The organism is Limnohabitans sp. WS1 (assembly GCF_003063265.1).
Taxonomy (GTDB): domain Bacteria; phylum Pseudomonadota; class Gammaproteobacteria; order Burkholderiales; family Burkholderiaceae_C; genus Limnohabitans_A.
This window is the reverse complement of the sequence record NZ_NERU01000006.1, coordinates 88,003-107,499: the sequence shown is the minus strand read 5'-3', so window position 1 is coordinate 107,499 and position 19,497 is coordinate 88,003. Positions and strand designations below refer to the sequence as shown.

Below are 19,497 nucleotides of genomic sequence, written 5' to 3'. Positions count from 1 at the left end.
GTGTTCTAGTTGGTTTTATCGTCAGGAGAGTTCAGGCAGCTGTCGGGGGCGACAACTGCAAAGCGCTGATTTTCACCTGTTCTCGCAGCCACCGGGCCGCCTCGGCGTTGTGGCTGCGTTCGTGCCAAAGCTGGTAATAGACCATCTTGGGAAAAGGCACCGGGCACGGCAGCAAGGCCAAGCCCGAAGGCAGGTCGCCCTCGAGAAAGCGCTGGCAGTAGTGTCGCCCTGTGGTCAGCACAAGCAAACTCGATGCCACCATGCGCGGCATCAGGCCAAAGTGGGCGCAGCGTGCGGCAATGTGGCGCGACAGGTTCAGACGGTCCAGGTGTTCGTCGATCACGCCGCGCCAACCCGGATAGGCCGGCATGGGCGCAATGTGCTCGCAGGCCAACCAGTCTTCTTGCGTCCAGCCCCGGCGCACCGCCGGGTGTTTGCTGCTGACGAGACACATGATGTCGTCTTCAAACAACTGGGCGCGGTGCAGCTCCTCGCTGGGCTGAGCCCAGTTGCCAATCACCACGTCGATCAGGCCTTGGCCCAGATCGTGCGCGTATTGCGCCTGCGCCGACAAGGCATGCACCTCGACCCGGCAGCCCGGCGCCAATGACTTGATGCGGGCCATGACCGAGGGCAAAAACAGCGGGTCCAGCGTGTCGCTGGCGGCAATGCGAAATGTCTCTTGCGCGTGGGCCGGATCAAACGCCCGAGCGGGCGAAAACAAATTTTCGGCCGATTGCAAGATCTGTGTGACAGGCCCCAGCATGCGCAAGCCCACATCGGTGGGCACCATGCCGGTGCCCGAACGCACCAAAATCGGGTCGCCCGTCAGCTCGCGCAGGCGCTTGAGCGCCACCGACACAGCCGGCTGCTGCTGGCCCAGGCGCATGGCGGTTTTGGAGACACTGCGTTCGGTGAGCAAGGTGTGAAGGGTGCGAATGAGTTGAAGGTCGATCTTGTCGAAAAGATGCGGCTGCTTCATATCAGATTCCCGATACAGCTTATGGTTTGATGCACGCGCATTTCAGGGTTAACCACGAAACTTTTGAATGCCGTACGTGCTAATGAATCGATCACACCCATGCCTTTGTCTCTGTGTTTTTTTCAGTGTTGGTCTACCCCGTGGTCAACCCGGGACTTCGATGGATTGCAGGCGAATGTAACACCAGCACTTGTCGCGACATGAGCCGAAGAAGTCCCTTACTTTGTCAATTGCGCAGACACCGTCTGCGCAATTGACAAAGCTAAAATTTTTAGCTTAACGACACACGCTGTGACTGCAGGAAATAAGTTCTATTGACTTATGATCAATTTGTTGATCCACAAATTCCACCAGCACAATGCACCATTTGCTGATGTTGCTCCTGCTTAAGGGACTCATTTATGAAAAAAACTTCCGCTCCAACCACCCGTTCGCCGGAAACCGTAGCAATCAAGGATCTTGACTTTGACCCTCAAAACCCTCGTTTTTTTGACATTGCGAGCGGTAGTGGGAGCACCGATGAGCAAGCCACAGCGCGGATGCTCCGAGAAGAAAACATTGAAGAGCTGATGGGCTCCATCGGGCAGCAAGGATATTTCCCGGGTGAGCCTTTGTTAATTACAGCCAATTTGGAGGCACCGGGCCGATTCATCGTGGTGGAAGGCAATCGGCGCTTGGCGGCATTGCGCGTGCTATCTGGATTGGTTTCGAATGACTCACTGCCGCCTAGTCTTCGTGACATCAAGGACAACGCAATCAGCATCCCAAGCGAAGTACCTTGTTTTGTATTTTCTGCCCGCAAGGATGTTCTCAAATACCTAGGGTTCCGTCATATCTCTGGCCCACGTCGTTGGGGTCCACTGGCCAAAGCACGGTATTTAGCCGATTTGATTCGAAATTTTTACGATGATCTGGATTTGCAAGAGCAATTGCGTGCGGTTGCAAGAGATATTGGCAGTCGTCGTGATTACGTGGCGCAGTTGCTAACAGCATTGAATTTATACGACCGCGCAAGAGATACCGATTTTTACGGTCTTCAAAAAATTGGTGAAGAAGACATTAGTTTTTCACTATTGAGTACGGCCTTGTCCTACGCCGACATTGTGAAATTTCTTGAGCTGCCTGGACGTGATGCTGTCACAGTGAAGTCCGTTAATGATGGTCACGCCAAAGAATTATTGGCTTGGATGTTTGTTCAAGACCAAAGCGGCGAAACGGTGTTGGGTGAATCGCGTCGCCTAAAACAACTGGCTGCCGTTGTTGCATCTGAGAGGGCTGTCCTAGAACTTCGCAAATCCAATAACTTGGAACAAGCCTATGTTTTCACGAGTGGTCCTGGTGAAGCTTTTGAACAACGCTTATCAGCAGCAGAGCGGGCTATTGCCGACTGTATTGGCTTATTAGGATCATCATTGGTTCCTGACACAGGACATTTAAAGCAAGTCGAACGAATCATCGATAACGCAGAAAATCTTCAGCTTCTTATTCAAAAAGAAATTAAGAAAACAGCCAGACAAGCGGAAGGTTATTGAAATGCCCGCTCTCTTCAAAAATTTGGATCGTGTTCCGAGTTGGGGATATGACTTTTTATGGGCGGATTACGTTGAGCTGCTTTGCCTGTGCAGTCAAAATGGTTGCGTGTCCAGTGCCAATATTCAAACTTACACTCAAGAGGCATTTGACACCCAAGCCGATTTTCAATCAGATGATGAAGACATGGAGGGGGTGAAAGCCGACCCTGAGGTGCTGGATGACCAAATAGCGAAGCATTGGGATGATATTTATCGACGCTTGCAAGCTCGCACCCAATCATGGGCAAGTTGGCCATTTCATCTCGAAGGCGCAGTGCTCACCAGTAAATTCGATGAGACCAATCCAGAACATCGTTTATACGTCGCCCTGCTCATTGCATCATCTTTGCGTTTGTGTGAAAAAACGCGAAGTGGCGAAATCACCAGTGCATTTGAGGAAATATCGTTTCACTGGTTACAACGCTCCTTAAGTTCGCATTGGGAAGTCAGACCATTTGGGGCACATCAAAGATTGCCAGGGTCATACAAAGGGACACTTAAAGCGAAATTGGAAGCCCTTTCAAACGATATACAAGCAACCTTAATACCCAATGCCGACGATGACGACACAAGGAACACTGGAGATGGTGGCATTGACTTGGTGGCCTGGATGAAAATGGGTGATCAACGAGGCAACTTGCCAGTCATATTTGGACAATGTGCTTGTTCGCCAAAGGACTGGGAATATAAACAACTCAGCGTAACACAGGCTTCGGTGGGGGCTCGGATTCATGTTCAGCATCCAGCTGCAGCCTACTGTTTTGTACCGCACGACTTACACCGCAACGATACAGCTTGGCAACGTGCTTCACACGTCTTACGAACAGTGGTGATCGACCGTGCCCGAATCCTGCATTTATTCCGTGAAACTCAATCTTGGAACGGAATTCCCGACTGGCCTTTTGTGCAGGAACCTACCAAAATACAAATGGCTTTGGCAACGTGAAAGGTCAGTCCCATACATCAGGTAGGGCTTTGGCAACGGCTTCAAACAAAGGTGGTGGTACAGCATTTCCCACCACTTTGTAGCGCATGTCCAAACTGCCCGCCGGGGTGTCTGGGAAAATCATACCTGGCACAAACCCTTGCAATCTCGCAGCTTCTTTGTAGCTGAAGCGGCGTTTCCGAGCATCGTCATGCTCAAACTCCCAAACATTATGCTCACGCTTGATGAGCTTTGGGCTCATCGGGTGCAGCGGCATATGCCTTGGATTTGCTACAATAGTTTTGCTAACCTCATGCCAGTCGCGACGGCGATCCCGGCTGAGGTAGTACCAGTGAAATTCACGGTCATAAAACTCGCCCTCTGGCCATTCTTCCATTCCATGTAAAGCTTGGGCAATAGTGGTCCGTGCATCTGGTGCGTGAGTAGGCGCTGGGAATTGGTATTCAATGCCAAGGTCAGAACGGGTGCCTACGATAAAAATACGTTTCCGCTCTTGAGCTACCCCATAATCAGCAGCGTTAAGCACTTGGTATTTGACCGAATAACCTGCCTCGCTAAAAACTTTAATTTGGTCAGTCAGCAAATGGCTGAAATTTTTTCGAACCATACCCGAGACGTTCTCAACAATAAATGCTTTTGGCTTAATTTGAGTCAGTGCTCGCGCGAACTCCAAATACAAGGTATTGATTTTCCGACCTGGGTCTCTGACACCCCCTTGGCTGAAGCCTTGGCAAGGGTAGCAGCCAACAAGCAGTTGAGCTCCTGGAAAACTCTCGATTTGAGCAACATCACCCAACACATAGTCAGTTTCTGGGTGGTTGGAGAGATAGACATCTCTCGCATATGCCAACACATCGTTAGCCATAACCACATCAAAGCCAGCAGCGGTTACACCCGCGTCAGAACCACCACAACCAGAAAAAAGTGACACCGCTTTAGGCATTGAGCCGATCCCATGTTCAGTGTTTATTGCAGCTAGTGATGGATTTTTTTTCATGACAAGGGGCGATTCTAGGGTGTTTCCCCATCAAAACACGCGTTCCCTCACACGTACCGAACCCCAAGTTCCGCACTCCATAGCTGAGATCATGATTGACTTGCTTCGGCTGTATGGCAAGAACGTACCCAACCCATACCCAAAACCCCATAGCTTGTATCACGATTTGGGCATAGCACCCCAAAGGGTTTGGTCTAGCATGCAGCACTCCTTGGACGATGCCCATGAACCGAACTCTTCACCCAGTTACTGAAACGCCCCTGCGCTTTTGGCACCGCGATGCTGTGGTTGCGCGCCATCACATCCCCCCCGACCGCACCCTGCTGGATCTGCTGCGCGAAGACCTGCGCCTGACGGCCACCAAAGAGGGCTGCGCTGCGGGCGACTGCGGGGCTTGCACCGTGGTGGTTGCAGAAGCCGTGAACGGGCGCTTGCAGTACCGCACCGTCAACAGCTGCATCAAGCCCGCGCACGCGATGGACGGCCTGGCGCTTTGGACTGCCGCCGATCTGGCGCAAGCAGACGGCACGCTGCACCCGGTGCAGCAAGCCATGGTCGCGTGCCATGGCTCGCAGTGCGGCTTTTGCACGCCGGGTTTTGTGATGAGCCTGTTTGCGCTGTACCAGCGCACGGTGGCCCAAGGCCAAGCCGTGGACAGGCACCGCGCCCATGAGGCCTTGTCGGGCAATCTGTGCCGCTGCACCGGCTACCGGCCCATCGTGCAGGCGGCGTGCAGCTTGCAAGCCGATGCCGCGCAGGCCGTGGATGAGACGCCCATCGTGGCGGCGCTGCACCAGCTAGCGGCCTACCCCCAAACCACTGGCGATTACCTGCGCCCCAGCACCTTGCACGCTTTGCTGCAAGCCCGCGCCCAGCACCCTCAAGCGCAATTGATCGCCGGAGCCACCGACGCCGGGTTGTGGATCACCCAGGGCCTGCGCCGCATGCCGCAGATCATTGACCTGACCCGCGTGGCCGAGCTGCGACGGGTGGAGCGTTACCCACAGCACATCGCCATTGGCGCAGCCGTGAATTTGCAAGACGCGTTTGAGGCGCTGGCCGCCGACCGTCCCGTGATAGCGCCCTTTGGTGAACGCTTTGCGGGCTGGCCGGTGCGCCAGTCGGGCACGCTGGGCGGCAACGTGGCCAACGGCTCGCCGATCGGCGACAGCATGCCGCTCTTGATCGCGCTGGGCGCGCAGTTGGTGCTGATGGCTTCGAGAAAAGGGCGAGTTGTGCACCGCCATGTGCCACTGGACCAGTTCTACACCGGCTACCGCCAAAGCCTGCTGGCCCCGGACGAGGTGCTGGCCTGGGTGGCGGTCCCCCGCCCTGCCCCCGGCGAATGGCTGGGCGCTTACAAGGTGTCCAAACGGCAAGAAGACGACATCTCGGCCGTGTGCTTGGCGGTGCAGCTGCATGTGCAAGATGGGCACATCACCGCAGCACGCATCGGCGCAGGCGGTGTGGCCGCCACGCCCGCACGGGCGGTGCAGACCGAGGCCGCGCTGATCGGCCAGCCTTGGAACGAAGCCACTCTGGCAGCGGCACAACAAGCCATCGCACAAGAGTTTTCACCGCTCAGCGATTTGCGCGCCAGCGCCGATTACCGCAGAACCATCTTGGGCCAACTGCTGCGCCGCGCCTGGCTGGAGAGCACAGGGTACAAGACCATTCGACTGGAGGCACTCGCATGAACACGCCATCCAACACCCAAAGCAGCACCCACCGCTTCCACGAAAGCGCCACCGCACAAGTGCAAGGCCGCGCCAGCTACATCGACGACCTGCCCTTGGTAGAAGGCACGCTGCACGCCGCGCCGCTGATGAGCCCCTTGGCCAATGCCCAACTGATCGCCATGGACTTGCAGCCGGTGCTGGCCGCGCCCGGTGTGGCAGGGGTGGTCACCACGCAAGACATTCCCGGTGACCCACTGCTGGCGACCTTTGTGCACGACGAAACCATTTTTGCCGGGCCGCAGCTCATGCATGTGGGCCAGGTGATGGGCTTGGTGGTGGGGCACAGCCACACGCAAGCACGGCAAGCCGCCCGCCAGATGCGGCTGCAAACCACACAAGAACCACCGCTGCTGCATGCCCGCGAGGCCCTGCAAGCGGGCAGCTTTGTGTTGCCCCAAGTCACGGTGCAGCGCGGCGATGCGGCGCAGGGGCTGGACCAAGCCCCGCACCGCCTGCAAGGTTCGCTGGAGATCGGCGGACAAGAACACTTTTATTTGGAAAGCCAGATCGCCTATGCAATTCCGCAAGACAACGGTCAATGGCTGATCCACAGCGGCACGCAGCACCCCGGCGAGGTGCAGCACTGGGTGGCGCATGCGCTGCACATCCCGCTGTCGCAGGTGCGGGTGGTGTGCCGGCGCATGGGCGGCGGCTTTGGCGGCAAAGAAACGCAGGCCGGGCATTTGGCTGTGTGGGCGGCGCTAGCCGCGCACAAGTTCGGTCGACCGGTCAAGATGCGGCTGGACCGAGGCGACGACATCCTGATCACCGGCAAACGTCACCCCTTCAGCCACGACTGGCAAGTGGGCTTTGATGCAGATGGCCGCGTGCTGGGGCTCGATTCGGTGCAACTGGTCCATTGCGGTCACAGCGCCGACCTGAGCGGCCCGGTGGCCGACCGGGCGATTTTCCACACCGACAACGCTTACTTCTTGAGCGACCTGCACATCACCTCGCACCGCTGCAAAACCCACACCCAAAGCCACACCGCGTTTCGCGGTTTTGGCGGGCCGCAGGGCGTGCTGTTGATCGAAACCGTCATGGGTGACATCGCCAGGCACTTGGGGCTGGACGCGCTCGATGTGCGCTTGGCCAACCTGTACGGTATGGGCGAACGAGACACCACGCCCTACGGCATGAAGGTCGAAGACAACATCCTGCACCCGCTGATGACACAACTGGCCGAGCGCTGCAACTACCGTGCGCGGCGGCAAAGCATCACCGACTGGAACGCCCAGCACAGAGTGATCAAAAAAGGCCTGGCGCTGTCGCCAGTCAAGTTCGGCATCAGCTTCACCGCCACGCAGTTCAACCAGGCCGGGGCGGTGGTTTCGGTCTACACCGACGGCAGCGTTCGCGTGAACCACGGCGGCACCGAAATGGGACAAGGCCTGCACACCAAGGTGTGTGGCTTGGTGGCCCGTGTGTTGGGCTTGCCCGCAGCTCAAGTGCAAGCCAGCGCCAGCGACACCGACCAAGTGGCCAACGCCAGCGCCACGGCGGCGTCCAGCGGCACCGACCTCAATGGCCGCGCCGCCGAAAATGCTGCGCTGCAGGTGCGCCACAACATCGCTGCCTGTATCGCCAAAGCCGATGCTTGCTCGGCAGACGAGGTGCGTTTTGAAAACGGCCAAGTCATCACACCCCTGCGCCAGCGCAGCTTCACCGAGGCCGTGCAACACGCCTATGGCCAGCGCGTGCAGCTGTGGAGCGACGGCTTTTACGCCACGCCCAAAATCCACTACGACCGCAGCACCCTGACCGGCAGGCCGTTCTATTACTTTGCCTATGGGGCAGCGTGCAGCGAAGTGGCCATCGACACGCTGACGGGCGAATACCGCGTGCTGCGCACCGACATCCTGCACGACGTGGGCCATTCGCTGCACCCGGAAATCGACATCGGCCAGATCGAAGGCGGCTTCGCCCAAGGCCTGGGCTGGCTCACCACCGAAGAGCTGGTCTGGAACGCCCAAGGCGAGCTGCTCACCAAGGGCGCCAGCACCTACAAAATCCCCACCGCCGCCGACATGCCCGCGCAACTCAACATCGACCTGTGGCACGAAGCCAACCGTGAAGACAACGTGGGCGGCAGCAAGGCCGTGGGCGAGCCGCCCTTCATGCTCGCCATCAGCGTTTTCGAAGCGCTGCGCGACGCGATCGGTGCCACCCGCCCTGGCCACGCCCCCATCCGCCTCGACACCCCCGCCACCCCCGAGCGCGTGCTGGGCGCTATCCTTGCCCCATGACAACGCTTTTGAACGAGGGGTCAGATCCCAATGATGCAGGAGACATTACCCCTTAGGTCGGCACCTTCAGGTCCGACGTTCGTGGGCTTGGCACCGGTCCATGTCGGGGCTAAAGCCACCGACCTACAAGAGACCGTCCTCGCAGGTCGGAGCTTCAGCTCCGACATTTGTGGCCTGAGCGCAGCTCCCTGTCGAGGCCGTGGCTTCGATCTTCAACAACTTTGACCGTTTGATTCCAGCTTATTAAACCCATGACCTCTCCTTCCTTTTTCCAAGGCTGGCGAGCTGGCCTGCTGTGGTTTCCCGACCCGACACAGCCGCAAGCCCAGCACGAAACCGACGGCCTGCTGGTCACCGCCCGCGAGGCCGGTGGCATCGTGCGCATCCAGGCCATGGGCCCCTACCGCGATCTCGCCCCGCAATTCCCCGACCTGCCTGTGACCCAATGGTCCGGTCTGTGCATCGCGCCGGGCTTTGTCGATTTGCACATCCATTACCCGCAAACCGATGTGATCGGCTCGCCCGCCGACGGGCTGCTGCCTTGGCTGGAGCACTACACCTTCCCGCACGAAAAGCATTTTTCAGAGCCCGCCTACGCCCATGAAGTGACCGCGTTTTTCATGGACGAGCTGATGCGCCACGGTGTGACCACCGCGCTGTGTTTTGCCACCGCCCACCCCGAGTCGGTGGATGTGTTCATGGCCGAGGCGCAAAAGCGCCACCTGCGCATGATCACCGGCAAGGTGCTTCAAGACCGCCACAGCCCCGACGGCCTGCGCGACACCGACACCGACTTGAGCCTGCGCCAAACGGAAGACCTGATTCGCCGCTGGCACGGCGTGGACCGCCTGGGCTACGCCATCACACCGCGCTTTGCCCCCACCAGCACACAGGCTCAACTGCACGGCGCGGGCGAGATCGCGCAGCAGTTCCCCGATGTGTGGATTCAGTCGCATGTGGCCGAAAACCTGGATGAAATCCGCTGGGTGCACGAACTCTTTCCCGAAGCCCGCAGTTATCTGGATGTGTACGACCGCGCAGGCCTTTTGCGCCAGCGCTCGGTGTACGCACATTGCATTTACCTCGACGATGCCGACCGCAGACGCATGGCCGAGGTGGGCGCAACAGCCGCCGTCAGCCCCACCAGCAACCTTTTTTTGGGCAGCGGCTTCTTCGACTACACCGCCTCGAACGCAGCCGGTCTGCGTTACGGCCTGGCCAGCGACGTGGGCGGAGGCACCAGCTTCAGCCCCTTTCACACCATGCACGCGGCCTACACCGTGGCCCGGCAAAGGGTGGGCCGTCCGGGCATCAGCCTGGCACCCGAACACCTGTGGTGGCAACACACGGCAGGTGCCGCCGCCGCGCTGGACCTGGGCGGCAAAGTGGGCAACTTGCTGCCCGGCTGCGAAGCCGACTTTGTGGTGCTCAACCCCCAAGCCACGCCCCTGCTGGCCCGGCGCACCGCGCAAACCGAGACGCTGGCCGAGTGGCTGTTTGCCATGATCGTGCTGGGCGACGAGCGCTTGATTGCGCACACGGTGGTGCAGGGGCAGCCCGTGAACATCGGGTAGGTCGGTGGCTTCAGCCCCGACATGAGTCTTCGCCGACACACGCCATGTCGGAGCTGAAGCTACCGACCTACAGGGAACCATGCATTTTCAGGTCGGCGGCAATAGCGCCGACATGGGCCTGCGCCGAAGCAGACAAGCGTCGAACCTGACGGTGCAGACCTACGGGGACATGTATTTGTAGGTCGGTGGCTTCAGCCCCGACAGAGGACCTGCGCCGAAGCGCGCAACGTCGGAGCTGAAGCCACCGACCTACAGGGAGCCACCGACTTGCAAAAAACCATGCAAGAGCTGATCGACAATACGGCATGACCGAAAACAACGATCACCCCATCATCGACCCCTACGCATCCCAGCGCGCCTCCGTGCGCCGGGGGATTGCGCAATTTCAGGAGCGCCTGCAGGCCGCAGGCCACGACTTCCGGGAGCCGCCCCCCGAGCCCACCTCGTGCTGCGGGCGGGGCTGCAACGGTTGTGTGTGGGAAAGTTACGACGCCGCGTTGATGTTCTGGTACGAGGATGCAGGGGCCTTGCTGGCTTGACGGTCGGCAGGTGCTCTGGCCACAGCAGACGCGCACTTCGAACGTCAAGGGCTTCGCCCTCAGGCCGTCAATTGGTATGCATTCCCGCTGAACGCACTTTGTTCACCGTTGACCACAGGTCTTGCAAAACGGCCTCCAGTTCCGACCCAGCCACAGGCTGCTCAGACAGCGCCTGCAAGATGGGCTTGCCTTCGTCGTCGGTCACGCGCGAATGCACACGCCACAGCGCTGCACGCGCAGCCAAGCCACGCAAACGCCCGAAGGTGCCACTTGATGCGTTCACTTTGTGGGCATGACGGTGCCCAGCCAGGTGTTGGGCATGATGAGCTGGGGAGACCAGGCCACCGCTTGCAAAAAACCATGCAAACGCGGGTAATCGCTGCAAATTTTGCGCAGCTACTTTTCTTGTTGGCTGCCAAAAGTGGGCGACACATCCATCATGCCCATGGAAGGAGAGGACGTCTTTTTCGCAGCCTTTTTGGCGGGGGGCAGGTTAGGACGCCTGGGCAGGCTTGGGGTCTGGCAACTGCAGACCTTGCGCCCAAGCCAGTGCCCCAGTACTCACCCACAAGTGACGGGATTCGATTCGAAAATGCCAAGCCGCTTCCTCGCTGCCCAGCAAATACCCCCGCTCGTCCGTAGACGGCGGGGCATCCATGACCTTGGGCAGCAAGGCCTTGAAGTAAAGGGGGTGCGCCTGGTGGGCTTCGCGCAAAACGACCTCGGCTTCAGGCTTGCGGTCCAGGTTGAACAAAGCCAAGGCACGGCGATGTTCAGCAGGCGGCATGTCCTGCGGGTAACTCGCCATCAAGTTCAAGGCGTGCTGGTAGTCGCCCCTCTCCATGTACAAAGTTGCCAGCGTGGTGCGCCAGCCATGGTTGTCGTTGGGGTTCAGAGCCAGACCCAAAGTCAGGTATTGAAGGGCCGATTCTTCGTCAATCTGCATCTGCGCCAGCTCCACGGCGATGGCCAAGCAGCGCAATAAGGGGCGATGCGCCTGGACTGTCCAGTGCAGCTGCGCATCCCCCGCCAGACTTTGCAGCACAGCCACAGCGTGATCAGCCAAACGTTGTGCAGCGTCCAGCACGGGGGCTGGCGATTCGTCGTCGCACAGCGCATAGGCCGTCATCAACACATCGTCCAGCACCTCTGCACTGAACCAGGCTTGTGGGTGCTTTTGCAAAAATTCCTGGGCTTCTGGCAAGGCTTCGATCAAGTTGTCAACATCGCCGTTGAACCAGGTCATTTCCGGCTTGACCACCGCGAATGTTCGTTGCCAGCGCCGGTTCAGGTCGGCCATTTTTTTGACGGGCTCCACCCAAGCGACATTCACACGCGCGTCGCCCTCTCCTTGCGGTGAGCGTTTGACTGTGTACAGGCTGTGCAAGGTTTGGACATCCAGCGGCTCGGGCACCGCGTTCGCCAAATCGATCAGCGACTCCTCAAAGGGGTCGTCAACCTCATCAAAAGCCGCATCGCGCAAGAAACCCATGCCTTCCTCGGCCATGCCTACCAGCACCTCGGCCAAATCATCCATGCCCACCTTGCGCGCACGGGCAGCGAGCAAGGGGGCTCGCAAACGGGCCTCTTCTTGCCGCCCCTGAGTCATCAGCAAACTCAACTCCAGGTGCCACAGCTGCGGGTCATTGGGGTTGAAGCGGCTGGTCTCCTGAAACAGCTGCCAAGCCTTGTCCATCTCACCTTGATTGGCCAGGATGCTCACCAGACGAGTACGAGCCGCAGTGGCCAGCGCCTTGTTGGGGTGCTGCGCCATGCGGTCGATCAAGTCCCGCCGCTCAAGCTCTTGACCGTGCTGCTGCAAGGCATCCACAAAGGCGTCAAAGGCCATTTCGTGGCGCTCGTTCAGCGATTTCAGGTCGGCAAACCATGGGCTCAAAATACGGAGTGTGCGGTCTTGCTCGCCTGCATCGTTCCAAGCCATGGCGGCATGCCCCAAGGCCACGGCAGGCACCTCTTTGAGCTTGTCCCCCGTCAACCATTGGGGGTCCGCATATTCCAGCGCCAGCATTTGCAAGGACTCGGGTTCCAGGGGAAAAGGCATGTGCTCAAACTCGGCGCAGCATTGCTTGAATTTGAGCCCTGAGCCGCAATGGCAAGGGGCATTGCGATCGCTTTTGGGCAAACCACGCGCACGCCAGCGGAGAGGTGGATACGGCAGCTGGCCCCACAGTTGGCGGGCCACATGTCGCAAGCTGCGCGCCACATCCGAGGCAGCGACAGGCGGCATCGCGTTCATGGCTTGTGCGTCTGTCATTTGAGCCTGAACAAACCAGTCGCAAAAATCATTCAGGGATTCGCCCTCCATCAAGCGAGCGATGGCAATGTGGATGTTGTCTTGAATCATGGTCGGAGGACTCCGTGGTGGTTCTGCGCATTTCACGCCAAAAAAAACAGTTTATCTGCCTAGGACAGCCGTTTCGGTTCTGAAAATTGGGATCGGAATTCGGTAGGGCGTCATGACCTGTTTTTCATACAGCCAGCTGTTTCATGAAAACAGCCTTCACTTCAGCTCCATGCAAGGCAATTGCATAAACTGACCCATCCAACCCCAAGGAGACTCTGCATGAAGATCGAAACCCTGGCCGTACACGCCGGCCAAATGCCCGACCCGACCACCAAAGCCGTGGCCACGCCCATCTACCAAACGGTGGCCTATGCGTTTGACAGCGCTCAACATGGCGCTGACCTGTTTGACCTGAAAGTGCCCGGAAACATCTACACCCGCATCATGAACCCGACACAAGACGTGTTGGAAAAGCGGGTCGCCGCCCTCGAAGGCGGCATCGCCGCGCTGGCCGTGGCCTCGGGCATGGCCGCAATCACCTACGCCATCCAGACCGTGGCCGAAAGCGGCGACAACATCGTCTCGGCCAGCACCTTGTATGGCGGAACCTACAACCTGTTTGCCCACACCTTGCCGCAAATGGGCATCACGGTGCGCTTTGCCGATCCGCGCCAGCCCGAGAGCTTTGCCGCCCTGATCGATGAGCGCACCAAGGCCGTCTTTTGCGAATCGGTGGGCAACCCGCTGGGCAACGTGACCGATTTCGCCAAACTCGCCGACATCGCCCACGCCCATGGCGTGCCGCTGATCGTGGACAACACGGTGCCCAGCCCCTACCTGTGCCGCCCGATCGAGCACGGGGCCGACATCGTGGTGCATTCGCTCACCAAATACCTGGGTGGCCACGGCAACAGCGTCGGCGGTGCGATTGTCGATTCGGGCAAATTCCCTTGGGCTGAACACAAAGTCCGCTTCAAACGGCTGAACGAACCCGATGTGTCTTACCACGGTGTGGTCTATACCGAAGCACTGGGCCCGGCGGCGTTCATTGGCCGTGCCCGCGTGGTGCCACTGCGCAACATGGGCGCAGCCATTTCGCCCATGAATGCTTTTTTGATTTTGCAAGGCATCGAAACCCTGGCGCTGCGCATGGACCGCATCTGCGACAACGCGCTCTCAGTGGCCACTCACCTGCAAAAACACCCCAAAGTGGCTTGGGTCAACTATGCCGGTCTGCCCGATCACCCTGAGCATGCGCTGGTGCAAAAGTACATGAACGGCAAAGCCTCGGGCATCGTCTCCTTTGGCCTGAAGAGCCAAGACGCCGATCCTCGCGCCGCAGGCGCACGCTTCTTGGACGCGCTGCAATTGTTCACCCGCTTGGTCAACATTGGCGACGCCCGTTCGCTGGCCACACACCCTGCGTCGACCACACACCGCCAACTGGACGCGGCGGAACTGGCCAAGGCGGGCGTGAGCGAAGACATGGTGCGTTTGTCGGTGGGCATCGAGCACATCGACGACCTGATGGCCGATCTGGAGCAAGCGCTGGCCGCCTGCTGAAGCCTGGCGACTGTCGACTGTAGGCAAAAACCTGGGCGATCAGTGTGGGCGTGATGCCCAGTCGATGGGGAGTGGTCTGCGGGGCTTGATCGCGACGAGGGCGTCGCTCCTACAAGGGAATGCCCGTACAAGGGAATGCGTGTGTTTGTGGGCACTCTTTTGCTTGTGGGAGCCCCGCCCTCGGGGCGATTCTTCGTGGTCTGCGGGGCTTTTCGCGACGAGGGCGTCGCTCCTACAAGGGGATGCCTGTGTTTGTGGGCATTCTTTTGCTTGTGGGAGCCCAGCCCTCGGGGCGATTCTTGGTGGTCGGCGGGGCTTTTCGCGACGAGGGCGTCGCTCCTACAAAAAATTCGGAAAGCCGGTTCGATGGGCGGCAAGCACCTTGAAACCAAGCTTTTGCTCACAACTCAGGCCTTGGACATGGCGGTTTGAATGTCCTGCTCGCTTGTAGGCCGCACCAGCCGCCCTACTTCCTGCCCATCGCGCAACAGCACCAGCGTGGGCCAGAGCTTGACCCGGTAGTGGCGGCCCAGCGCACGGCCCGGTCCGTCTTCGATTTTGAGGTGCTGCCACGGCGTTGGGCTAGCCAGGGCCTGTGCCATCAAGGGCTGGGCGGCGCGGCAGTGGCCACACCATTCGGTGCCAAATTCCAGCAGAGTCAAGCCGGGCAGTGCCTGCACCTCGGCCAGGTTGGGCGCTTCAATGGCGCTCAGGTAGGGTTTGAAACTGCTCATGAATTCACCTCGGGGGTACTGAACAAACGAGACACCGTGCTGCGCAGCCATTGCAGGCAGGGGTCTTTGTCAAAGCGGGCGCTCCAGTGCATGGACACCGTGAAGTCGCGCAGGGGCAAATCGGGCTCGATCAGGGCCAGTGCCCCGGTCTCGGCAAAGCCTTGCGCAAAATTGCGAGGCATCAAGACCGCCAGATCGCTGCTGCGCACAATGCCGGGCAGCGACAAAAAGTGGCTCACCGTCAGGCGCAGGCGGTGCTGCCAATGCATCAACTCCAAAATGCGCAGCGTGTCCGAATGGGTGCGCACGGCAGCAAACTCCAGCTCGGCCAACAGCGCTGGGGCCAAAGAACCAGGGGAGGCTGAAGAGTCCGCACAGACCAAGGGCTCCGACATCGAAGCATTCATGCGCCCCCAGCGCAGGGCCACAGGGTGCTCTTTGCGCATGAGCAGCACATAACGGTCGCTCAGCAATGGCTGCTGCAAGGTCTGCACCACCTCGGGCAAAAAACCGATGGCCAAGTCCAGCTGCCCGTTGTCCAAGGCTGCGCCGATCTGAGCGTGTGGCAGCGGCAAAGCCTCCAGGCGCATGCCCGGTGCCAAGCCTTGCAAGGCCAGCACCAGTTCTGGCAAAAAACGCGCCTCACCAATGTCGCTCAGGTGCAGCCGAAGCACCCGGGTCGAGCGTTGAGGGTCAAACATTTGAGAAGCGTTGAGCGCCTGCTCAATCGTGGCGAGTGCACTTTGCACCCCCTGCGCCAGCCGGTCGGCACGGGGTGTGGGCCGCACACCCGAGCCACTGCGCTCAAACAGGGCGTCCCCCAACACCGCCCGCAAACGCGCCAGCCCTTGACTGGCCGCAGGCTGCGACATGCCCAACTGTTGGGCAGCCAGGCTCACGCTGCGCGTGCGCCAGACCGCATCGAACAAGCGCAAGAGGTTCAGGTCCAAATCTTTGATATTCATGGAATGCATACCGCCTAGACCTGATATTTTGCACGGATACAAGCCCTGTTGGGCGTTGAGCGCTTTGGCAGGGTGGCCCATACAGCCTCAGAGAGCGTCTGTCGCGCGGGTAACGCGGGCGCACCCCAATGGACCACATACTGATTGGCCATTCCCTTGGAGTCACTCGATGAGCTTTTTGAAAACCGACAAAATGGCCGCCCGCAAAGACAAGCATGTGGGCTGGATCACCTTCAACAACCCCGCCCGACACAACGCCGTGTCACTGGAGATGTGGCAGGGACTGGCAGACATTGCCCACGAATTTGCCCGTGATGACGACATCCGCGTGGTGGTGGTGCACGGGGCTGGCGAAAAAGCATTTGTCTCGGGTGCTGACATTTCAGAATTTGCCGAACAACGTGACTCGGCCGAGGCCACCCAGCGCTACGACGCGGTGGCTCAAGAAGGCATGCAGGCCCTGAAAAACCTCAACAAACCCACCTTGGCCATGATCCAGGGCTATTGCATTGGTGGTGGTGTGGGTGTGGCGCTGAACTGCGACATCCGGATTGCCGCGGACCATTCGCGTTTTGCCGTCCCTGCCGCCAAACTGGGGCTGGGCTACGAATTCGACGGTGTGCGCAAACTGGTGGACGTGGTGGGGCCGTCCTTTGCGCAAGAAATCTTTTTTACTGCGCGGCAGTTCAGTGCACCCGAGGCCCTGGCCATGGGCCTGATCAACCGCATGGTGCCCCAGGAAGATCTGCTGGCTTATGTGACCCAATATGCCGACACCATCGCAGCCAACGCGCCGATGACCGTGGCATCGATCAAAACCATTGTGGGTGAAATCGTCAAAGACCCGTCTTTGCGCAATGTGGCCCTGTGCGACCAATTGGTGGCGCAGTGCTTCAACAGCGTCGACTTCACCGAAGGTCGCACCGCCTTCATGGAAAAACGCAAACCGGTGTTCACCGGCCGCTGAAACGTCCACGCTGATCCAAGAAAGTCCTCACCATGAAACTCCCTTTGACTGGCCTGCGTGTCCTGGATTTGACCAACGTCTTGGCTGGCCCTTACTGCAGCATGGTCCTGGCGGACATGGGGGCCGAGGTCATCAAACTCGAAAACGCCGACAAAGGCGATACATCGCGTCAGTTTGAGCCCAAAGTCAATGGCGAGTCCTATTGTTTTGCGGTGCTCAACCGCAACAAACAAAGCATCGCCCTGAACCTGAAAGACCCAGCGGGTCTGAAGATCGCCCAACAGCTGGCTGCCCAGGCAGACATCGTGATGGAAAACTTCCGCCCCGGTGTGGTCAAGCGCATGGGGCTGGACTACGAGCGCATTCGCGCACACAACCCCGGCGTGATTTACGCCTCCATGTCGGGCTTTGGCCAGACCGGTCCCTATGGCCAAAAAGGCGGATTTGACATCATTGCCCAAGGCATGTCCGGCATCATGATGATGACCGGTGAGCCGGGTGGGCGTCCGGCCAAAGTGGGCATTGCCATGAACGACATTGCCAGTGGTGTCACGGCCCTGTCGGGCATTTTGGGGGCCCTGATTGGCAAGCTGCGTTTTGGCGAAGGTCAGTACATCGAGACTTCGCTGCTGGAAGCAGGGCTGGCCTGGACCCCTTGGGAATTCGGGGCTTACTTTGGCTCAGGTGAAATCCCCACCGCCACTGGCACCCGCCACAGGCGTTCGGCCCCCTACCAGGCCTACCGCACATGCGATGGTTATGTCACGGTGGGTGCGGGCACCCAAAAAATGTGGGTCAACTTTTGTGAAAAAGTCATCGGCCAACCCGACTGGCTTGAGCGTCCCGAATACCTGACCCAGGCGCTGCGCGTCAAAAACGTGGACGCGCTCGAACGCGACATTGAATCGGTGACAACACAAGCCACGACGGCGCACTGGGTGGCCCTGCTGGATGCGGTGGGCATACCGGGCGGGCCTGTTTTTGGCTACGAGCAAGCCCTGCACGACCCGCATGTGCTGGCCCGGCAAATGGTGCACGACCTGGATCACCCCATCATTGGCCCCATGAAGACCTTGGGTTTGCCCATCAAATCAAGTGGGGCCTTGGGCAGCATTCGGCAGCCGGCCCCCTGGCTGGGTCAGCACTCCAGGTCGGTGCTCAGCCAACTGGGTTATTCGGCCCAAGACATGGAAGCCCTGTTCGCCCAGGGCACCGTGTTTGACCAGCACCCGGACAAGGCCCGCCCCGCAGCATAAGGGCCGGCCCCGGGCCCCACTTCAGGGCCTGCGGCGCTCAACTGTCCATGGTGATCTTGGCGCGGCGGATTACATCGCCCCACTTCAGGTTGTCCAGGCGCATTTGCTCGCTGATCTGGGCCAGTGGCATGCGGCCCACTTCTTCCACCCCCGTCTTGCGCAAAGCCTGCAGCACCTCGGGGTCATCCATGGTGGCGCGAAACGCTGAACGCAAGCGCTCCAGCGCCTCGGCAGGCACCCCCGCGTTGGTCACAAAACAGTTCCAGGGTTTTTCATCAAAGCCCTCAAACCCTTGCTCGGCAATGGTGGGGACATCGGGCATGGTGCTTGAACGCTTGCCAGATGACACGGCCAAAGGACGCATGCGGCCTGTTTGGATGTGCGGCATGGCCGGCCCCAGGGTGGAGACGGCCAAATCCACCTGACCGCCCAACAAATCGGCGATGTACTGGGCCGCCCCCTTGTAGGGCACATGGTTCATGGAGATGCCTGCTCGCTGCTTGAAAATCTCGGCAATCAAATGGTGCGGTGAGCCCACCCCCGCGCTGGCGCAATTGAGTTTGTTGGGATTGGCTTTGGCAAAGGCGATCAGCTCTTGCAAATTGCGAACCGGCACCGAAGGGTGGGCCACCAACACAAAGGGCAAATCGCCCAAATGGACCAAGGGCGTGAAGGCCTTGAGCGGGTCATACGACACTTTGCGCATGTTGGGCACATAGGCAAAAGCGGTGCTGTCAATCAAATGGACGGTGTAGCCATCGGCGGGCGCTTTGGCGGCAGCATCCGCACCAATCGTGGTGCTGGCACCGGGCTTGTAATCCATCACGATGGGCTGCCCCAACAATTTCTCAGCCTTGCCCGCCACAATCCTGGCCCACTGATCGGCACCGCCGCCTGCGGGATAGGGCACGATCATTTTGATCGGCTTTTCAGGAAATGGCCCGGCCCACGCTCGGCCCATCACACCCAGCGAAGCGGCACCCAGGCCGGCCCATTGAATCCACTGTCGTCTGCTGCTCATGTCTCGACTCCTGTTGGTTGGGGGGATGGCGCATGGTGGCGTCTTGCCTGCGGCTCGGCTGTAACCAAGATGACTGGCCACAGCACATGCGT

General features: G+C 59.4%; 16 protein-coding genes. 9 read left to right on the top strand and 7 right to left on the bottom strand.

The window, feature by feature from the left end:
* Positions 1–31: 31 nt before the first annotated feature.
* Positions 32–982 (bottom strand): LysR family transcriptional regulator, encoded by a 951-nt coding sequence (locus tag B9Z48_RS09950; protein WP_090141007.1) that lies wholly within the window; start codon positions 980–982, stop codon positions 32–34.
* Positions 983–1,383: 401 nt separating this feature from the next.
* Between B9Z48_RS09950 and B9Z48_RS09945 the strand changes: the two genes are divergently transcribed.
* Together B9Z48_RS09945 and B9Z48_RS09940 are read left to right on the top strand one after the other, a co-directional pair.
* Complete coding sequence (locus B9Z48_RS09945) at positions 1,384–2,514, top strand: ParB N-terminal domain-containing protein (RefSeq protein ID WP_108378081.1); 1,131 nt, start codon at positions 1,384–1,386, stop codon at positions 2,512–2,514.
* Position 2,515: 1 nt separating this feature from the next.
* On the top strand, positions 2,516–3,499 hold the full coding sequence (locus tag B9Z48_RS09940) for a hypothetical protein (protein WP_108378079.1): 984 nt from the start codon (positions 2,516–2,518) through the stop codon (positions 3,497–3,499).
* 4 nt (positions 3,500–3,503) lie between these two features.
* Here B9Z48_RS09940 and B9Z48_RS09935 read toward each other — a convergent pair whose 3' ends face one another.
* Entirely contained in the window at positions 3,504–4,496 is a 993-nt protein-coding gene (locus B9Z48_RS09935) for a DNA cytosine methyltransferase (protein ID WP_233261081.1), read from the bottom strand.
* Between the two features lie 224 nt (positions 4,497–4,720).
* Here B9Z48_RS09935 and xdhA point away from each other — a divergent pair, with 224 nt between their 5' ends.
* From xdhA to B9Z48_RS09915, 4 genes are all read left to right on the top strand, one after another.
* Positions 4,721–6,193 (top strand): xanthine dehydrogenase small subunit, encoded by a 1,473-nt coding sequence (gene xdhA, locus B9Z48_RS09930; protein WP_108378212.1) that lies wholly within the window; start codon positions 4,721–4,723, stop codon positions 6,191–6,193.
* The gene (gene xdhB, locus B9Z48_RS09925; protein WP_108378077.1) at positions 6,190–8,481 is read left to right on the top strand and encodes a xanthine dehydrogenase molybdopterin binding subunit; all 2,292 of its coding nucleotides are present in this window, start codon (positions 6,190–6,192) and stop codon (positions 8,479–8,481) included. Before xdhA ends, xdhB begins: the two co-directional genes overlap by 4 nt.
* Before the next feature lie 251 nt (positions 8,482–8,732).
* Positions 8,733–10,055: a guanine deaminase gene (gene guaD, locus B9Z48_RS09920; protein ID WP_108378075.1), complete on the top strand. Its 1,323-nt coding sequence runs from the start codon at positions 8,733–8,735 to the stop codon at positions 10,053–10,055.
* Between the two features lie 305 nt (positions 10,056–10,360).
* Positions 10,361–10,594, top strand: coding sequence for an oxidoreductase-like domain-containing protein (locus tag B9Z48_RS09915; RefSeq protein ID WP_089958720.1), 234 nt, complete (start codon positions 10,361–10,363; stop codon positions 10,592–10,594).
* 67 nt (positions 10,595–10,661) lie between these two features.
* Here B9Z48_RS09915 and B9Z48_RS09910 read toward each other — a convergent pair whose 3' ends face one another.
* Positions 10,662–10,877, bottom strand: coding sequence for a hypothetical protein (locus B9Z48_RS09910; RefSeq protein WP_146186260.1), 216 nt, complete (start codon positions 10,875–10,877; stop codon positions 10,662–10,664).
* Between the two features lie 210 nt (positions 10,878–11,087).
* Positions 11,088–12,959, bottom strand: coding sequence for an SEC-C domain-containing protein (locus tag B9Z48_RS09905; protein ID WP_108378071.1), 1,872 nt, complete (start codon positions 12,957–12,959; stop codon positions 11,088–11,090).
* Between the two features lie 219 nt (positions 12,960–13,178).
* On the opposite strand from B9Z48_RS09905, the gene B9Z48_RS09900 reads away from it, so the two are divergent.
* Positions 13,179–14,462 carry an O-acetylhomoserine aminocarboxypropyltransferase/cysteine synthase family protein gene (locus tag B9Z48_RS09900; RefSeq protein WP_089958731.1) on the top strand — a complete coding sequence of 428 codons (1,284 nt, stop codon included), beginning with the start codon at positions 13,179–13,181 and terminating at the stop codon, positions 14,460–14,462.
* A gap of 407 nt (positions 14,463–14,869) precedes the next feature.
* On the opposite strand, the gene B9Z48_RS09895 is transcribed toward B9Z48_RS09900, so the two are convergent.
* On the bottom strand, positions 14,870–15,196 hold the full coding sequence (locus B9Z48_RS09895) for a thioredoxin family protein (RefSeq protein WP_108378069.1): 327 nt from the start codon (positions 15,194–15,196) through the stop codon (positions 14,870–14,872).
* Positions 15,193–16,161: a LysR family transcriptional regulator gene (locus tag B9Z48_RS09890; protein WP_199233488.1), complete on the bottom strand. Its 969-nt coding sequence runs from the start codon at positions 16,159–16,161 to the stop codon at positions 15,193–15,195. Before B9Z48_RS09890 ends, B9Z48_RS09895 begins: the two co-directional genes overlap by 4 nt.
* A 169-nt stretch (positions 16,162–16,330) precedes the next feature.
* Between B9Z48_RS09890 and B9Z48_RS09885 the strand changes: the two genes are divergently transcribed.
* Positions 16,331–17,128, top strand: a complete 798-nt coding sequence (locus B9Z48_RS09885) for an enoyl-CoA hydratase (protein ID WP_108378065.1) — start codon at positions 16,331–16,333, stop codon at positions 17,126–17,128.
* 32 nt (positions 17,129–17,160) lie between these two features.
* The gene (locus B9Z48_RS09880) at positions 17,161–18,384 is read left to right on the top strand and encodes a CaiB/BaiF CoA-transferase family protein (RefSeq protein ID WP_108378063.1); all 1,224 of its coding nucleotides are present in this window, start codon (positions 17,161–17,163) and stop codon (positions 18,382–18,384) included.
* A gap of 37 nt (positions 18,385–18,421) precedes the next feature.
* Here B9Z48_RS09880 and B9Z48_RS09875 read toward each other — a convergent pair whose 3' ends face one another.
* Entirely contained in the window at positions 18,422–19,405 is a 984-nt protein-coding gene (locus B9Z48_RS09875) for a tripartite tricarboxylate transporter substrate binding protein (RefSeq protein ID WP_108378061.1), read from the bottom strand.
* Positions 19,406–19,497 lie beyond the last annotated feature (92 nt).

Excerpts from the sequence above, each read along its gene's own strand:
- B9Z48_RS09915 (WP_089958720.1), top strand. The coding sequence starts at position 10,361 with ATGACCGAAAACAACGATCACCCCATCATCGACCCCTACGCATCCCAG.
- B9Z48_RS09935 (WP_233261081.1), bottom strand. The coding sequence starts at position 4,496 with ATGAAAAAAAATCCATCACTAGCTGCAATAAACACTGAACATGGGATC.
- B9Z48_RS09895 (WP_108378069.1), bottom strand. The coding sequence starts at position 15,196 with ATGAGCAGTTTCAAACCCTACCTGAGCGCCATTGAAGCGCCCAACCTG.
- B9Z48_RS09945 (WP_108378081.1), top strand. The coding sequence starts at position 1,384 with ATGAAAAAAACTTCCGCTCCAACCACCCGTTCGCCGGAAACCGTAGCA.
- xdhB (WP_108378077.1), top strand. The coding sequence starts at position 6,190 with ATGAACACGCCATCCAACACCCAAAGCAGCACCCACCGCTTCCACGAA.
- B9Z48_RS09940 (WP_108378079.1), top strand. The coding sequence starts at position 2,516 with ATGCCCGCTCTCTTCAAAAATTTGGATCGTGTTCCGAGTTGGGGATAT.
- guaD (WP_108378075.1), top strand. The coding sequence starts at position 8,733 with ATGACCTCTCCTTCCTTTTTCCAAGGCTGGCGAGCTGGCCTGCTGTGG.
- B9Z48_RS09885 (WP_108378065.1), top strand. The coding sequence starts at position 16,331 with ATGAGCTTTTTGAAAACCGACAAAATGGCCGCCCGCAAAGACAAGCAT.
- B9Z48_RS09890 (WP_199233488.1), bottom strand. The coding sequence starts at position 16,161 with ATGAATATCAAAGATTTGGACCTGAACCTCTTGCGCTTGTTCGATGCG.
- B9Z48_RS09875 (WP_108378061.1), bottom strand. The coding sequence starts at position 19,405 with ATGAGCAGCAGACGACAGTGGATTCAATGGGCCGGCCTGGGTGCCGCT.
- B9Z48_RS09905 (WP_108378071.1), bottom strand. The coding sequence starts at position 12,959 with ATGATTCAAGACAACATCCACATTGCCATCGCTCGCTTGATGGAGGGC.
- B9Z48_RS09900 (WP_089958731.1), top strand. The coding sequence starts at position 13,179 with ATGAAGATCGAAACCCTGGCCGTACACGCCGGCCAAATGCCCGACCCG.
- B9Z48_RS09880 (WP_108378063.1), top strand. The coding sequence starts at position 17,161 with ATGAAACTCCCTTTGACTGGCCTGCGTGTCCTGGATTTGACCAACGTC.
- xdhA (WP_108378212.1), top strand. The coding sequence starts at position 4,721 with ATGAACCGAACTCTTCACCCAGTTACTGAAACGCCCCTGCGCTTTTGG.
- B9Z48_RS09950 (WP_090141007.1), bottom strand. The coding sequence starts at position 982 with ATGAAGCAGCCGCATCTTTTCGACAAGATCGACCTTCAACTCATTCGC.